The sequence below is a fragment of the Cnuibacter physcomitrellae genome, from assembly GCF_014640535.1.
In the GTDB taxonomy this organism is placed as follows: domain Bacteria; phylum Actinomycetota; class Actinomycetes; order Actinomycetales; family Microbacteriaceae; genus Cnuibacter; species Cnuibacter physcomitrellae.
This window is the reverse complement of record NZ_BMHD01000001.1, coordinates 2,462,141-2,475,287: the sequence shown is the minus strand read 5'-3', so window position 1 is coordinate 2,475,287 and position 13,147 is coordinate 2,462,141. Positions and strand designations below refer to the sequence as shown.

General features: G+C 71.8%; 14 protein-coding genes. 10 read left to right on the top strand and 4 right to left on the bottom strand.

Annotated features, from left to right (window positions below):
- Positions 1-30: 30 nt before the first annotated feature.
- Both IEX69_RS11630 and IEX69_RS11625 read right to left on the bottom strand, forming a co-directional pair.
- Positions 31-822: an alpha/beta hydrolase family protein gene (locus IEX69_RS11630; RefSeq protein ID WP_085021132.1), complete on the bottom strand. Its 792-nt coding sequence runs from the start codon at positions 820-822 to the stop codon at positions 31-33.
- Between the two features lie 28 nt (positions 823-850).
- Positions 851-2,083 (bottom strand): alpha/beta fold hydrolase, encoded by a 1,233-nt coding sequence (locus tag IEX69_RS11625; protein ID WP_085021131.1) that lies wholly within the window; start codon positions 2,081-2,083, stop codon positions 851-853.
- Positions 2,084-2,262: 179 nt separating this feature from the next.
- Here IEX69_RS11625 and IEX69_RS11620 point away from each other — a divergent pair, with 179 nt between their 5' ends.
- The 5 genes from IEX69_RS11620 to IEX69_RS11600 all read left to right on the top strand — a co-directional run bounded on the left by IEX69_RS11620 (position 2,263) and on the right by IEX69_RS11600 (position 6,378).
- Positions 2,263-3,240, top strand: coding sequence for an ABC transporter ATP-binding protein (locus IEX69_RS11620; RefSeq protein WP_085021130.1), 978 nt, complete (start codon positions 2,263-2,265; stop codon positions 3,238-3,240).
- On the top strand, positions 3,237-4,136 hold the full coding sequence (locus IEX69_RS11615; protein WP_085021129.1) for an ABC transporter permease: 900 nt from the start codon (positions 3,237-3,239) through the stop codon (positions 4,134-4,136). Before IEX69_RS11620 ends, IEX69_RS11615 begins: the two co-directional genes overlap by 4 nt.
- Positions 4,137-4,163: 27 nt before the next feature.
- Positions 4,164-5,324 (top strand): sensor histidine kinase, encoded by a 1,161-nt coding sequence (locus IEX69_RS11610; protein ID WP_085021128.1) that lies wholly within the window; start codon positions 4,164-4,166, stop codon positions 5,322-5,324.
- Between the two features lie 32 nt (positions 5,325-5,356).
- Entirely contained in the window at positions 5,357-5,995 is a 639-nt protein-coding gene (locus tag IEX69_RS11605; protein ID WP_229756322.1) for a response regulator transcription factor, read from the top strand.
- Positions 5,996-6,084: 89 nt separating this feature from the next.
- On the top strand, positions 6,085-6,378 hold the full coding sequence (locus IEX69_RS11600; protein WP_085021127.1) for a cupin domain-containing protein: 294 nt from the start codon (positions 6,085-6,087) through the stop codon (positions 6,376-6,378).
- Positions 6,379-6,523: 145 nt separating this feature from the next.
- On the opposite strand, the gene IEX69_RS11595 is transcribed toward IEX69_RS11600, so the two are convergent.
- Together IEX69_RS11595 and IEX69_RS11590 are read right to left on the bottom strand one after the other, a co-directional pair.
- Positions 6,524-7,384 (bottom strand): HpcH/HpaI aldolase/citrate lyase family protein, encoded by an 861-nt coding sequence (locus IEX69_RS11595; RefSeq protein WP_085021126.1) that lies wholly within the window; start codon positions 7,382-7,384, stop codon positions 6,524-6,526.
- 455 nt (positions 7,385-7,839) lie between these two features.
- On the bottom strand, positions 7,840-8,241 hold the full coding sequence (locus IEX69_RS11590; protein ID WP_157127356.1) for a hypothetical protein: 402 nt from the start codon (positions 8,239-8,241) through the stop codon (positions 7,840-7,842).
- Positions 8,242-8,304: 63 nt separating this feature from the next.
- Between IEX69_RS11590 and IEX69_RS11585 the strand changes: the two genes are divergently transcribed.
- The 5 genes from IEX69_RS11585 (at position 8,305) to IEX69_RS11565 (ending at position 12,964) form a co-directional block, all read left to right on the top strand.
- On the top strand, positions 8,305-8,625 hold the full coding sequence (locus IEX69_RS11585; RefSeq protein ID WP_085021123.1) for a ribbon-helix-helix protein, CopG family: 321 nt from the start codon (positions 8,305-8,307) through the stop codon (positions 8,623-8,625).
- A 175-nt stretch (positions 8,626-8,800) separates the two neighbouring features.
- Positions 8,801-9,964, top strand: a complete 1,164-nt coding sequence (locus tag IEX69_RS11580; RefSeq protein WP_085021630.1) for an ABC transporter substrate-binding protein — start codon at positions 8,801-8,803, stop codon at positions 9,962-9,964.
- On the top strand, positions 9,961-10,881 hold the full coding sequence (locus IEX69_RS11575; protein ID WP_373284462.1) for an ABC transporter permease: 921 nt from the start codon (positions 9,961-9,963) through the stop codon (positions 10,879-10,881). Before IEX69_RS11580 ends, IEX69_RS11575 begins: the two co-directional genes overlap by 4 nt.
- On the top strand, positions 10,869-11,909 hold the full coding sequence (locus IEX69_RS11570) for an ABC transporter permease (protein WP_229756321.1): 1,041 nt from the start codon (positions 10,869-10,871) through the stop codon (positions 11,907-11,909). Before IEX69_RS11575 ends, IEX69_RS11570 begins: the two co-directional genes overlap by 13 nt.
- Positions 11,906-12,964, top strand: a complete 1,059-nt coding sequence (locus IEX69_RS11565) for an ABC transporter ATP-binding protein (protein WP_085021121.1) — start codon at positions 11,906-11,908, stop codon at positions 12,962-12,964. Before IEX69_RS11570 ends, IEX69_RS11565 begins: the two co-directional genes overlap by 4 nt.
- Positions 12,965-13,147: the final 183 nt, after the last annotated feature.

Below are 13,147 nucleotides of genomic sequence, written 5' to 3'. Positions count from 1 at the left end.
ACCCGCTCCTGCGATGGGCGCGCCCCGCTCCTACGACGGGTCCGCCAGCCAGGCGAGCGCCGACTCGACCACACGCGTGTCGCGGATCGCGCCGAGGTGGTCCAGTCCCGCGTGCTCGGTCACGCGCATCCGCTCCGCGGCGAGGGGTGCCGCCGCGCGGAGCGCCTCGCGGAACCGCGTCGCGGCCTCCGGCGGGACGTGCGTGTCGTCCGCGCCCAGTTCGAACGCGATCGCCGGGCCGTGAGCGTAGCCGCCGGGGTGGGTCATCGGGTCGAGGTGCGAGTACATCCACTGCCCGAAGGCGGTCGGATCGCCCTGGAGGATCACCTCCTCCGGGTTCCCGACGTGTCGCATGCCCGGCCGGGTCCAGTCGGGCGTCGCGCCCACGGCGGCCACCCGGGTCACGCGCCGGTCGATCCCCGCGAGAGCGACGCCGATGTCGCCCCCCATCGAGAGCCCACCGGCCACGATGTCGTCCGCAGCCACGGGGAAGCGTGCGGTGGCCCAGTCGAGGACGCGGACGGCGTCGAGCGTGGTCTGCCCGAGGATGGGCCACATGTCGCGTCGGAAGTGGGCGAACACCGACGCGACGACCGCCCGGTCGTCGCCGTCGCCGCGTTCGCCGAGCCTGAAGGGGTCGAGGCCGACCGCGGTGAAGCCGTCGTGCGCCAGTCGCGCGAGCTGGGGCGCGACGGTCTCCTTCGTGCCCCCGAGGAAGGGGAGGAAGAGAGCCAGACGGCCGCGGTCGTTCGCGGGCGCGGGGGTGACGAAGACGACCGGGAGCCCGTCGACGGATGCGCGCTGCAGAGGTGTGTCGCTCACACCGACGAGGCTACGACCGGCGCCGCGTTCATCGCGAGGCGGGTGCGCGGTCGGCGAGCCAGGGGAGGAGGGTGTCCAGCACCTTCAGCGCGATCTCGCCGTGGCCGACGCCCGGGTAGGTCTCCGAGGTGACGTCCGTTCCGGCTGCCTGCTGGGCGACGACGTAGGAGGCCGTGACAGCGGGGCGGACGAGGGTGTCGGAAGCGCCTTGCGCGACGAAGAGCGGGACGTCGAGCCGGGTGGTGGGAGCGGCGTTCTGGGCCAGCACGTCCTTCCACCCCGGGACCGTGGTCGGATCGTGGGCGAGGAAGCTCCCGATGAGCGGATCCGCGATGTCGTGCAGCTGCGAGTTCTGGCCGATCAGACAGAGGTCCGCCATCCCCGGGACCGCGTCCGCGCCGGCCTGGGTGAGGATCGCCGCGAGCGGATCGGCGGGCAGCGATGAGGCATAGGCGGTCGCGTACGAGTCGAACGCGTAGGCGCCGATGGTCACGCCCGACACGTCGCCGATGTCGGCGGAGAGCAGGCTCGCCAGATCGGTGGCCGGAGCGGCGACGGCGACCACCTGTACCTCGAGGTCGGGGGAGTAGGCGGGCGCGCGGGCCGCCGCGAAGAGCGAGGCGTGGCCGCCCTGAGAGTGGCCCCACAGCACGACTCGGTCGCTCGCTCCCGTGCCGTCCACGTGCTGTGCCGCACGGGCGATGTCGAGCACGTTCGCGGCCTCGGTGTCGCCGATGAGGAACGACGGAGACCCGGGCGCACCCATCCCTGCATAGTCGGTGGCGGCGACCACGTAGCCCGCCGCGAGCAGCCGGTCGAGCCCTTCGATCAGGTCGAAAGGATCGACACCGATCGAAGGGGCGCAGCGCGGTGCTGTGCCGGTCGTCGGATGCGCCCACGACACGACGGTGCGGTCGCCCTCCTTCGCTGCATCGACGGGGGCGATGATGGTGCCGGAGACGGCGATGTCGGCGCCCGACGCATCCGTCGAGTGATAGAGCAACCGCCAGGCCAGGGCGCCCTCGGGGCCGTCGTCGAGGCGCTCGGTGCGGATGACGTCACCCGGCTGCCCGGCCGGGAGCGGCGTGGGCGGGGTGTAGAACGAGGGATCGCCCGCAGAGGCGGCGCCCTCCGCGAGACGGCCGGCGATCTCGACGACGCCCGCGGTGACGGGGACCGCGATCAGCAGCACCACAGTGAGGACGATCGCAGCGAACACGCGACGGCCGCCTCGGGCCGGTCGCTCCGTCGCGTTCCCCATCCGGGCAGGATACCGGGCGGAGCCGGATCCTCCCGTCGGCGACCTCGTCCGGCGGGCTCGCGGGGTCGCCGCGACCGGTGGAGACGGGGGAGGCGCGCTGGGTCACCGTGACGAATGTCACGGCGAGGTCGTGACGCAGGGCCGAGGACCTCGATGCGCGTCGACGCCAGGCTGGAGACATGCAGACGACGACACCCTCCCGGCAGGCGCCACCCGCCGCCACCACCCTCAGCCCCGCGGTCGACGCGACGGCGCTGGTCAAGCGCTTCGGCACGGTCCGCGCCGTCGACGGTGTCGACCTGCACGTGCGACAGGGCGAGATCGTGGCCTTCCTCGGGCCCAACGGCGCGGGCAAGACGAGCACGATCGACATGCTCCTCGGCCTCACCACGCCGGACGAGGGCAGCGTGCAAGTCTTCGGCGAGGCGCCCCGAGCGGCGATCGCCCACGGCCTCGTGTCGGCGGTGCTCCAGACCGGAGGGCTCCTCAAGGACATCACCGTGCGCGAGACGCTCGAGCTCACGGCGAGTCTCTTCGCCGACACCCGGCCGGTGGCCGAGGTGATGGCGCGTGCGGGCATCGCGGAGATCGCCGACCGTCGCGTGGGCGTCTGCTCGGGCGGTCAGCAGCAGCGGCTGCGCTTCGCGATGGCGCTCCTCTCGGACCCGGGGCTCCTCATCCTCGACGAGCCCACGACCGGCATGGACGTCGAGGGCCGCCGCTCGTTCTGGAGCGCCATCCGCGCCGACGCCGCCCGCGGCAGGACGGTGCTGTTCGCCACGCACTACCTCGAGGAGGCGGACGAGTACGCCGACCGGATCGTGCTGATGAGTCGCGGTCGGATCGTGGCGGACGGCACGACGAGCGAGATCAAGAACCTCGTGTCGGGCCGGGTCGTGCAGGCGACGCTGCCGCAGGCGGACCAGGTGTCGCTCGCGGCGCTCCCGGGCGTGGACGACGTGGAGGTCAAGGGCGACCGCGTCGTCCTCCACACGAAGGACTCCGATGCGGTGGCGCGATACCTGCTCACGCAGACCGACGCCCGCAACGTCGAGATCACCCCGCAGAACCTCGAGAGCGTCTTCCTCGCGCTCACCTCCGATGAGACGGGCGCCCAGCCGCCCGCGGACGACCAGCAGAAGGGGGACCGCTCATGACCGCGGCGACCACGACCACCGGCGGATCCGGATCCGGATCCGCATCCGCTCCCGCTCAGGCAGGAACCGCATCCGCTCCCGCTCAGGCGGCAACCGCATCCGACCGGGTCGCCCTCGACCGCAGGGTGCCGCCCTTCGGCGGCTTCAACCTCACGTACCTGCGGATCGAGCTGAAGCGCAAGCTGCGCAACCGGCGCACGCTCGTCTTCACCATCGCGTTCCCGATCGTGATGTTCGTCATCATCGGGCTGCCCCTCCGCGACGAACCGCTCACGGCGACGCCGCTCGACCAGGGCGGCCCGTCGGTGGCCGCGTACATCATGGTGTCGATGGCGATGTACGGCGCGATGATGTCGGCGACGCAGACCGGCGCGGCCGTCGGCGTCGAGCGCGCCCAGGGGTGGAGCCGGCAACTGCGGCTGACCCCCATCAACCCGCTCGTGAACGTCGTGATCAAGATGATCGCCGGCATGCTGCTCGGCCTCTTCGCCGTGGTGGCGACCTTCGCCGCGGGCGCGATCAGCGGCATCCAGCTCGAGCCGTGGCAGTGGATCACGACCGGCCTCGTCGCGTGGGTGCTGGCGGCCGCCGTGTTCACCGCGCTCGGCCTCATGGTCGGCTACCTCGTGCCGGGCGAGAACGCCGCTCAGATCACGAGCCTCGCGATCGTCCTGCTGGCCTTCCTGGGCGGACTCTTCTACCCGGTGAGCAGCATGCCCGACTTCATGCAGACGATCGCCTCCTTCACGCCCGTCTACGGCATCAGCCAGATCGCCCGTGCTCCGCTGACCGGCGAGAGCGTCGACCTGCTCTGGGTGGTCAACGCCCTGGTCTGGCTCGCGATCTTCGTCGGGGGGACGGCCTGGGCCTTCCGCCGCGACACCAAGCGGGTCTGACGTGGGTGCGACCGTAGAGTGATCCCCATGGTGGACGGACGAGTGGACGGCGGGCCGGGGTGGCCCGTCCGTCCCTCGTCCATCACGTCGTTCGGCCGACTCTCCCGGGCGGAGATCCTCGTGTCGGCGGGGGCACGGCGCTGGTACGTGGGCGCGGCGATCGCGCTCATCTGGTTGATCAGCATCGCTCAGGATGCGGTCGAGCACTCCGGCTCCGTCCCGGCCGCGATCGGCGGCGTCGCGCTCGTCGTGCTCTTCGGCGCGGCCTTCCTCGCCGGAGCGCCCCTGACCTGGTCGCTGCCGCTCCGCCTCCGGCTCCTCGTGCCCGCCGGTCTCCTGGCGCTGTCGTTCACGCTCTTCCCGTGGGTGCACTGGGGCGTGGTCGGGACGTGGACCTACGTCGGCGTGCTGGTCGGGATGGGGCTGCTGCCGTGGCGGGTCACCTGGCCGGTGATCGTCGGGTTGGCCGCCGTCGCGCTCGTGGCGCTGGGCGTCACGGAGGGGTGGAGCGAGGACATCCTCTGGCTGCCCGCCATCATCCTGTCGATCTCGGCGATGATGGCGGCCTTCGCGCGGACGACCGCGACGATCGCGCAGCTGCGCGACACGCAGGTGGAGCTCGAGCTCCTCGCCGTCGAGCGCGAGCGCAATCGCGTGGGCCGCGACCTCCATGACATCCTCGGCCACTCGCTCACCGTCATCACGGTCAAGGCCGAGCTCGCGGGCAGGCTCATCGACGCCGATCCGCAGCGAGCGCGCACCGAGATCGCCGAGGTCGAGGGCTTGGCGCGGGGTGCGCTCGCCGACGTGCGCGCGACCGTCGCCGGGTTCCGCGGTGTCAACGTGAGCACCGAGCTCGCGGCGGCGCGGTCGGCGCTGGCGGCGGCGGGCATCGCGGCCGACCTGCCGTCCTCCACCGACGTCATCCCCGCAGACCGCCGCGAGCTCTCCGGCTGGGTGGTGCGAGAGGGCGTGACCAACGTCATCCGGCACTCCGGCGCCTCGACCTGCCGCATATCGTTCCGCGGGGGCGAGGTCGAGGTCGCCGACGACGGCATCGGGCCCACCGCCTCCGCCGCGACGTCGACCGGGCTCGCCGGTCTGCGGGAACGCGTCGAGTCGGCGGGCGGGCGGATGAGCGTGGGGCGGAGCGATCTCGGCGGGTTCAGCCTGCGGGTGGTGCTGTGAGCGCGGGTGCGGTTGCTGGTGCGGGTGCGGGTGTGGGCGCCGCGGCATCGGCGGGCGGCGGCGGGTCCATCCGGCTCCTGGTGGCGGATGACCAGGCGCTCGTGCGCGGCGCACTGTCCGCTCTGCTCGGGCTGGAGCCCGACATCGAGGTCGTGGCCGAGGCGGGCCGCGGCGACGAGGTGGTCGGGGCGGCGCAAGCGGCGGACGCGCAGGTCGCGATGCTCGACATCGAGATGCCCGGCATCGACGGGATCGCCGCCGCTGCCGAGCTGCGCGCCGCGATGCCGTCCTGTCGCGTGATCATCGTCACCACGTTCGGCCGCCCCGGGTATCTCAAGCGCGCCATCCAGGCGGGCGCATCCGGGTTCGTCGTGAAGGACACCCCGGCCACCCAGCTCGCGGACGCCATCCGCCGGGTCCATCGGGGCGAGCGCGTGCTCGACCCCACCCTCGCGGCCGAGTCGCTCGCCCAGGGCGACTCCCCGCTGACGGAGCGGGAGACGGACGCCCTCGCCCTCGCCCGCACCGGCGGCTCGGTCGCCGACATCGCCCGCATGCTGCACCTCTCGGAGGGCACCGTCCGCAACCACCTGTCCGCCGCCATCGGCAAGACCGGCGGTCGCAACCGGGCCGACGCCGCGCGCATCGCCGAGTCGAACGGCTGGCTGTAGTCGTAGCCGGACCGCGGCGGCGGGTACCCCATCTCGGCGGTCGTCGCCATCCGTCTCGGATGCGTCGGGGCACGGGATAGCGTGGACGCATGGAGCGCAGATCAGCGGTGCCGACCGTGCAGGTGGACGACGGCACCTTCCGAGTGACGGAGTGGCGGTTCGAGCCGGGTGCGGAGACCGGATGGCACACGCACGAGCACCCGTACGTCGTCGTGCCGCTCTCCACCGGGACGCTCGCGGTCGAGCAGGAGGACGGCGGCCACGCCGTGTTCGAGTACGTCCACGGCCGCAGCTACAGCCGCGAGCCCGGCGCCCGCCACAACGTCGTCAACCACAACCCCGGCGAGTTCGCCTTCGTCGAGATCGAGCTCGTCACCCGCTGAGCTGCCCCACGCCCCCCGCGCCCCGCGTCAGTTCCCGAGCGCCCCCAGAAAGAGCGCTTTCCCGGCGCGCAGAGCCGCGCCTTCTGGGTGCGCTCGCGCCCGGCCGCGCGGCGGCGCACGGCGCAGCCGCCGAGGCCGAAGCGCGCTAGAGCGGCTCGACGCCGAAGGCGCGGGCGAGCTTGTCGATCTTCTGCGCGCGGCCGAGGCGCGGCAGGTCGGACCCGTCGCGGATGACGCGGCCCCGCGCCTCGAAGTCGGCGAGGAAGTCGCGCGCCCACGTCACATCCGACTTGGTGGGGGAGATGACCTCGTTGATCACCGGCAGCTGGTCGCGATCGAGGCACAGCTTGCCGGTGAGCCCGAGCGCCACCGCCACCTCCGACTGCTCGCGCAGGATCGGGTGGCTGGAGCTGACGGTCGGGCCGTCGATCGGGCCGGGGAGCTTTCCGATGCGCGAGGCCACGACCAGGCGGGACCGCGGGTACGCCATCGCCATGTCGTCGGCGCTGGTGCCCGTGTCGCGGCGGTAGTCGCCGCTGCCGAACGCGAGACGGAAGGCGCCGCGGGCACGGGCGATCGACACGGCCTCCTCGATGCCGAGCGCCGACTCGATGAGGGCGAGCACAGGGGTGGATCCGCCCAGCCGGTCGAACGTCTCGGTGACGTCGGCGGCCGACTCGGTCTTCGCCAGCATCACCCCGCGCAGGCCCGGCAGACCCTTGAGGTGATCGACGTCGCCGCTCCAGAAGTCGGTGGTGCGATCGTTGATGCGCACCCACGCGCTGCCGCCGTTCGAGAGCCACGTCGCGACATCCTCGCGGGCCTGCGGCTTGAGCTTCGGATCGACGGCGTCCTCGATGTCGAGCACGATCTGGTCGGCCCGCGAGCGGTGCGCCACGTCGAACTCGTCGGTGCGGCGGGCGGACACCAGCAGCCAGGATCGTGCGATCTCGGCGGACACCTCGTCAGCGTCGTCGGCGGGGCGTGATGTAGTGGGCAACGTCATCGTCTCGGGCTCTTCTCTCGGTCGTGCACGTGTCGGAGCGCTTTCGATGTTACCCGCGCCCGTCCACCCGCCGATTCACGTGGTCACGTCAGGGGCCCATCGTCGCCAGCCGCTGTACGTGGGTCACGACGCCGTGCTCAGGATCATCCAGAGTGCGACTGCTCCGCCTGCGCCCGTGAGGGCCGCAAGCAGGGGGAGTCCGACCTCCTTGACGAGATCAGAGTCGCTAGAGCGGTGAACCCACCGCCTCCTCACCGCGACCGTGAGCGCCCACACCGTCAGGACAGCGGACACCGCGAGCGAGACCGGAGTCAGGAGCATCGCGACGACCCCGAGCGCAGCAGCCGGTGGACCGCCACCTGGAAGCACCGCCAACGCGCAGGCCACGAACGGAGGAGCGTCGAAGACGAGCGCCGCGAGACCGATCGACGAAGGGTTGGTCTGTCCGCGTCCGTTCACGTGCCCGTGCCGAGGAGGGGCTCGAACGACTGGAGGGTCGCGCTGAACAGGAACGCGAGCGTGATCGCCGCGACCGCGCTGAGCAGCGCGACGAGCGACAGGGCGAGCCCGATCCCGGCGAGCGTGCGGGGTCGGCGGAGGAGCCCCACGATCGCGGTGATGGACCCGCCGAGCCCGAGGAGCCCGGCGAGGGGAGCCGCGACGAACCACGACAGCAGCCCGACGAAGACGTCGAACTGAGCGGAGTCATCGAGCTCCAGCTCGCCCCACACCACCGCCACGAGCACCACGATCACGACCACGATCGGCACCGCGGCCAGCACCCCCACCCCGCCCACGATCACCGACGCGAGCCCCGGCCCGTTCATCCTCCGCGGCGCCACCGCATACTGAGACATACTCGGTTATAGCACGATGTTCATCCACGTGATGCCGACGACATTCGAGAAGGGACAGGGCTGATGGATCCGAACAAGTACGTCGTGACCGAGAACACCCCGATCGTCGACGGCGACGCGGACCTCGAGGGCAACGAGTACCGGTACGCGGATGGCACCAGGATCACCGAGGAGAACACTGAGGCGTACACCGTCGAGCGCAAGCGAGCGGGTGGTCGTCCCTCGCTCGGGGCAGCCCGCGGAACCTCCCCCTCGGTGAACTTCCGACTGCCCGCGAAGCTGCGAGAGGAGGCCGAGGAGCTCGCCCGCAGAGAGGGCCGGGGCTTGTCGGTCATCGCACGCGAGGCCCTGGAACAGTACATCGTCTCTCACCGCGCGAGCTGAGCCTGACCCCGAGCGTCGCGCAGGACACGAGTGTTCACGCCCGGTTCACGGGCGCGACCCCGAGCGGTCGGGCGGGGTGCATACCGTCCTCCAGTGGATGTGCCGCGCGCCACGCGCATCCGGCCCACAGCATCGGAGGAGACCCGTGAACACCACCACCCCGACCACCGACGGCATGAGCGCGTTCCGCGCCGGACGTCGCCCGCATCCCCGTCGCGCCGCGCTCGCGGCGGGAGCAGCCGCCGTCGCGCTGTCGCTCACCCTCGCCGCCTGCTCCGGCTCGGCCGACGCCAGCGGGGGCAGCAGCTCCGCCGTCGGCGACGCGGCCACGGCCACGAGCGCCGCCGACCTCGGCGGGATGGACGCGCTCGTCGAGGCCGCGAAGGCCGAGGGCCAGCTCAACGTCATCGCCCTGCCCGACAACTGGGCCAACTACGGCAAGATCATCTCCGCCTTCGAGGACGAGTACGGCATCACGGTCAACTCGGCGGACCCCGACGTGTCGAGCGCCGAGGAGATCCAGGCAGCCCAGAACCTCAAGGGCCAGGACACCGCTCCCGACGTGTTCGACCTCGGCGCCGCCGTCGCGCTGGCGAACACCGACACGTTCGCGCCGTACAAGGTCGAGACGTGGGATGACATCCCCGCCGACAACAAGGAGTCGACCGGTCTCTGGGTCAACGACTACACGGGCCTGATGTCGATCGGCTACGACCCGAAGGCGGTCCCCGCCCCGAAGTCGCTGCAGGATCTGCTCGGCGCCGACTACAAGGGCAAGGTCGCCATCAACGGCGACCCGACGCAGGCCGGCGCGGCCATCGCGGCGGTCGAGCTGGCCGCCCTGCAGAACAAGGGCACCGCCGACGACATCCAGCCCGGCATCGACTTCTTCTCGAAGCTGAACGAGGCGGGGAACTTCCTCACCGTCGACCCGACCCCGGCGACGATCGCCTCGGGCGAGACCCCGGTGGTCTTCGACTGGAGCTACAACAACCTCAGCGCCGTCGACGCCTCGAGCGGCCGCGAGTGGAAGACGGTCATCCTGCCGGGCGTCGCGCTCGGCAGCTACTACAACCAGGCCATCAACGTCGACGCCCCGCACCCCGCGGCGGCGCGCCTGTGGCAGGAGTTCCTCTACGGCGACGAGGCGCAGAACCTCTTCCTCGCGGCCGGTGCCTACCCGGTCCGCCTGAGCGCGATGCAGGATGCGGGCACCGTCGACAAGGACGCGCTCGACGCCGTCGGCGCCCCGCCCGCCGACGTCGTGCAGTTCACCGCGAAGCAGACCGAGGACGCCTCGGCGCTGCTCGCCAGCAGTTGGGCCGCAGCGATCAAGTGACCACCGCCACGGCAGCACGCGCGTCCGGCGACCTCGCCACCGGGACCACCCCCGGTGCGCCGAGGCGTCGGATGCGTGTGCCCGCCGCGCTTCTCGGGCTCACCCCGTTCGCGGCCTACGTCCTCCTCTTCCTCGCCATCCCGACCGTGCTCGCGGTGGCGACCGGCTTCTTCGACGCCGACGGCGGGTTCACCCTCGCGAACGTCGCGGGGCTCCTCGACCCGGCGGTGCTCAGCGCCTTCGGCAGCTCCTTCTGGGTCTCCGCCGTCACGGCGGTGATCGGCGCCGTCGTGGGAGCACTGGTCTGCTACGCGCTGCTCGGCACCCGACCCGATGGCGCGTTGAGGGCCGTCGTCGACTCGGTGTCGAGCGTGCTCGCCCAGTTCGGCGGAGTGATGCTCGCGTTCGCGTTCATCGCGACCATCGGCATCCAGGGCGTCGTCACCGTGCTGCTCGAGGGCTGGGGCCTCGACATCTATGCGGATGGGGTCTGGCTGTACCAGGTGCCTGGACTCCTCCTTCCCTACCTCTACTTCCAGGTGCCGCTCATGGTGATCACGTTCATGCCGGCCATGGAGGGGCTCAAGCCGCAGTGGGCGGAGGCGAACGCGGTGCTGGGCGGATCCCGGGCCACCTACTGGTGGCGGATCGCGTTCCCCATCCTCGCCCCGTCGTTCTTCGGCAGTCTGCTGCTGCTGTTCGCCAACGCGTTCTCGTCGTACGCGACCGCCGCCGCGCTGATCAGCCAGGGGTCGCAGATCGTGCCGCTGCAGATCCGTGCCGCGCTGGTGAGCGAGACGGTGCTCGGGCGCGAGAACATGGCGGGGGCGCTCGCCCTCGGGATGATCATCGTGATGGTCGTGCTCATGTACTCCTATTCGCTCCTGCAGTCGCGGACCGAGCGGTGGCAGCGGTGAAGCGGCCGGTCGGCGCGGCGCCGTCGCTGCTGGTGCGGTGGATCGTCCTCGGCATCGTGGGGGCGCTGTTCGCGATCCCGATCCTGGCGATGATCGAGTTCACCCTCCGTGGGGCGGTGGCCGGCACCTACGACCTCGGCCACTGGGCCGCCATCCTCGATCCGGAGAAGGAGCGCGCGTACCGCGTGCTGTTCCAGGGGCTGAGGAACTCGCTCGTGCTCGCGGCCGCGACCGTCGTCATCGTGCTCGTCTTCCTCGTGCCCGCGATGGTCATCGTCGCCGTAGGCGCCCCGCGTCTGCGCCGGGCGCTCGAGTTCGTCTGCATCATCCCGATCACGGTGCCGGCGATCGTCCTCGTCGTGGGTCTCGCCCCGGTCTACTCGGTCGTCGTGCGGGTGTTCGGCAGCGCACCGTGGACTCTCGCGTTCGCGTACGGGATCACCGTGCTGCCCTACGCGTACCGTGCGATCCAGTCCAACCTCGCGGGGGTGGATGTGGTCACCCTGTCGGAGGCGGCGCGCTCGTTGGGTGCATCCTGGGGTTCGGTGTTCTTCCGGGTGATCGTGCCGAACATCCGACGCGGGATCCTGGTGGCGTCGATCATCACGGTGGCCGTGGTGCTCGGCGAGTACACCATCGCGTCGCTGCTCAACCGGAACACGCTCCAGACGGCGCTGGTGCAGGTGTCGAAGAGCGACCCGTACGTCGCGGTGATCTTCGCGCTGCTCGCGCTCGCCCTGGTGTTCGTGCTGCTGCTCGTGATCGGGCGCGTGTCGACGGCGGGGCGTCGCGGGCGCCGCGCGCGGGGCGGGCGGGCCCGTCGTCCGGCTCGCGTGGTGGGTGCGGCGGTGGCCGCTCCTGCGCCGGTGTCGGAGCCCGCACGCGCTCCAGCAGCCGCGCCTGCGGCCGGGCCTGCGCCCACTCCTGGGCTCGGCCCGGCGTCGTCCGCGGCCCCCACCGCCGCCGGTCCGTCCGGCTCGGCGGCGTCCTCTTCTCCCGTCCGTCCCTCGGAAGGCTCCGCTCCATGACCACCCCGGCCCCCACCCTCGCCACGCGCGGCGCCCGCATAGGCTTCCGCTCGGTCGTGAAGGACTACGGCGACGCGCGCGCGCTCGACGGCGTCGACCTCGACGTCGAGCCGGGCGAGTTCATCGCGCTGCTCGGTCCGTCCGGATGCGGCAAGACCACCGCCCTGCGCTCCCTCGCCGGCCTCGAGAGCATCTCCGCCGGTGCTCTGACGATCGACGGCGACGACGTGACCGCGGTGCCGGCCAACAAGCGCGACATGGGGATGGTCTTCCAGGCGTACTCGCTGTTCCCCCACATGACCGTCCTGCGGAACGTCGAGTTCGGGTTGCAGATGCGTCGCGTCGCCGCCCTCGAGCGGCATGCTCGAGCCCGGGATGCCCTGGCGCTCGTCGGACTCGAGTCCTTCGGGGAGCGCTATCCCCACCAGCTCTCCGGCGGCCAGCAGCAGCGTGTCGCCCTGGCGCGTGCGCTGGTGACGCGTCCGCGGGTGCTCCTGCTCGACGAGCCGCTGTCGGCTCTCGACGCGAAGGTCCGTGCCTCCCTCCGCGACGAGATCCGCCGCATCCAGACCGAGCTCGCGATCACCACCCTCTTCGTCACGCACGACCAGGAGGAGGCGCTCGCCGTCGCCGACCGCGTCGCCGTGATGAACAAGGGGCGGATCGAGCAGATCGGATCCCCGGAGGCGCTCTACTCGCATCCGTCGACCCCTTTCGTGGCGACGTTCGTGGGCCTGTCGAACCCGATGGCGGCGACCGTCCGGGCGGGCCGCGCCCTCATCGGCGACATCGTGCTGCCCCTGCTCGACCCCTCCGCGCCCGACGGCGACGCGCTCGCGCTCGTCCGCCCCGAGAACATGGTGATCGGACCCGTCGGCTCGGGCATCCCCGCGACGGTGATCGCGACGAGCTTCCTCGGCGCCCTCCGCCGCACCACCCTCCGCACCGACGCCGGCGAGGTCGTCTTCGCCCAGCACGGTGCGTCCGTCCGCCCGGCCCCGGGCGACCGCGTGGGCCTCGACGTCCTCGCCGACCCCGTCGCCATCTCCGCGTAGCCCTCGCCCGCTCTGTGAGGAGTGGGCTTCGGGCGCCCGGGTGGGGATCGAGTGCTCACTTCGGGTGCCCGCCGGGTCAGGATGGTGCGGATGGTGAGCAGTGGGCTCTTCCGCTCGCTGCTCTCTGCTCTCCGCTCGCTGCTCGCTGCGCTTTCACTCGCGCTGCAGGGGTTCGGATGCTCA

Coding starts and splice junctions, on each gene's coding strand:
- IEX69_RS11625 (WP_085021131.1), bottom strand. CDS start 2,083: ATGGGGAACGCGACGGAGCGACCGGCCCGAGGCGGCCGTCGCGTGTTC.
- IEX69_RS11620 (WP_085021130.1), top strand. CDS start 2,263: ATGCAGACGACGACACCCTCCCGGCAGGCGCCACCCGCCGCCACCACC.
- IEX69_RS11615 (WP_085021129.1), top strand. CDS start 3,237: ATGACCGCGGCGACCACGACCACCGGCGGATCCGGATCCGGATCCGCA.
- IEX69_RS11610 (WP_085021128.1), top strand. CDS start 4,164: ATGGTGGACGGACGAGTGGACGGCGGGCCGGGGTGGCCCGTCCGTCCC.
- IEX69_RS11600 (WP_085021127.1), top strand. CDS start 6,085: ATGGAGCGCAGATCAGCGGTGCCGACCGTGCAGGTGGACGACGGCACC.
- IEX69_RS11595 (WP_085021126.1), bottom strand. CDS start 7,384: ATGACGTTGCCCACTACATCACGCCCCGCCGACGACGCTGACGAGGTG.
- IEX69_RS11590 (WP_157127356.1), bottom strand. CDS start 8,241: ATGTCTCAGTATGCGGTGGCGCCGCGGAGGATGAACGGGCCGGGGCTC.
- IEX69_RS11585 (WP_085021123.1), top strand. CDS start 8,305: ATGGATCCGAACAAGTACGTCGTGACCGAGAACACCCCGATCGTCGAC.
- IEX69_RS11580 (WP_085021630.1), top strand. CDS start 8,801: ATGAGCGCGTTCCGCGCCGGACGTCGCCCGCATCCCCGTCGCGCCGCG.
- IEX69_RS11565 (WP_085021121.1), top strand. CDS start 11,906: ATGACCACCCCGGCCCCCACCCTCGCCACGCGCGGCGCCCGCATAGGC.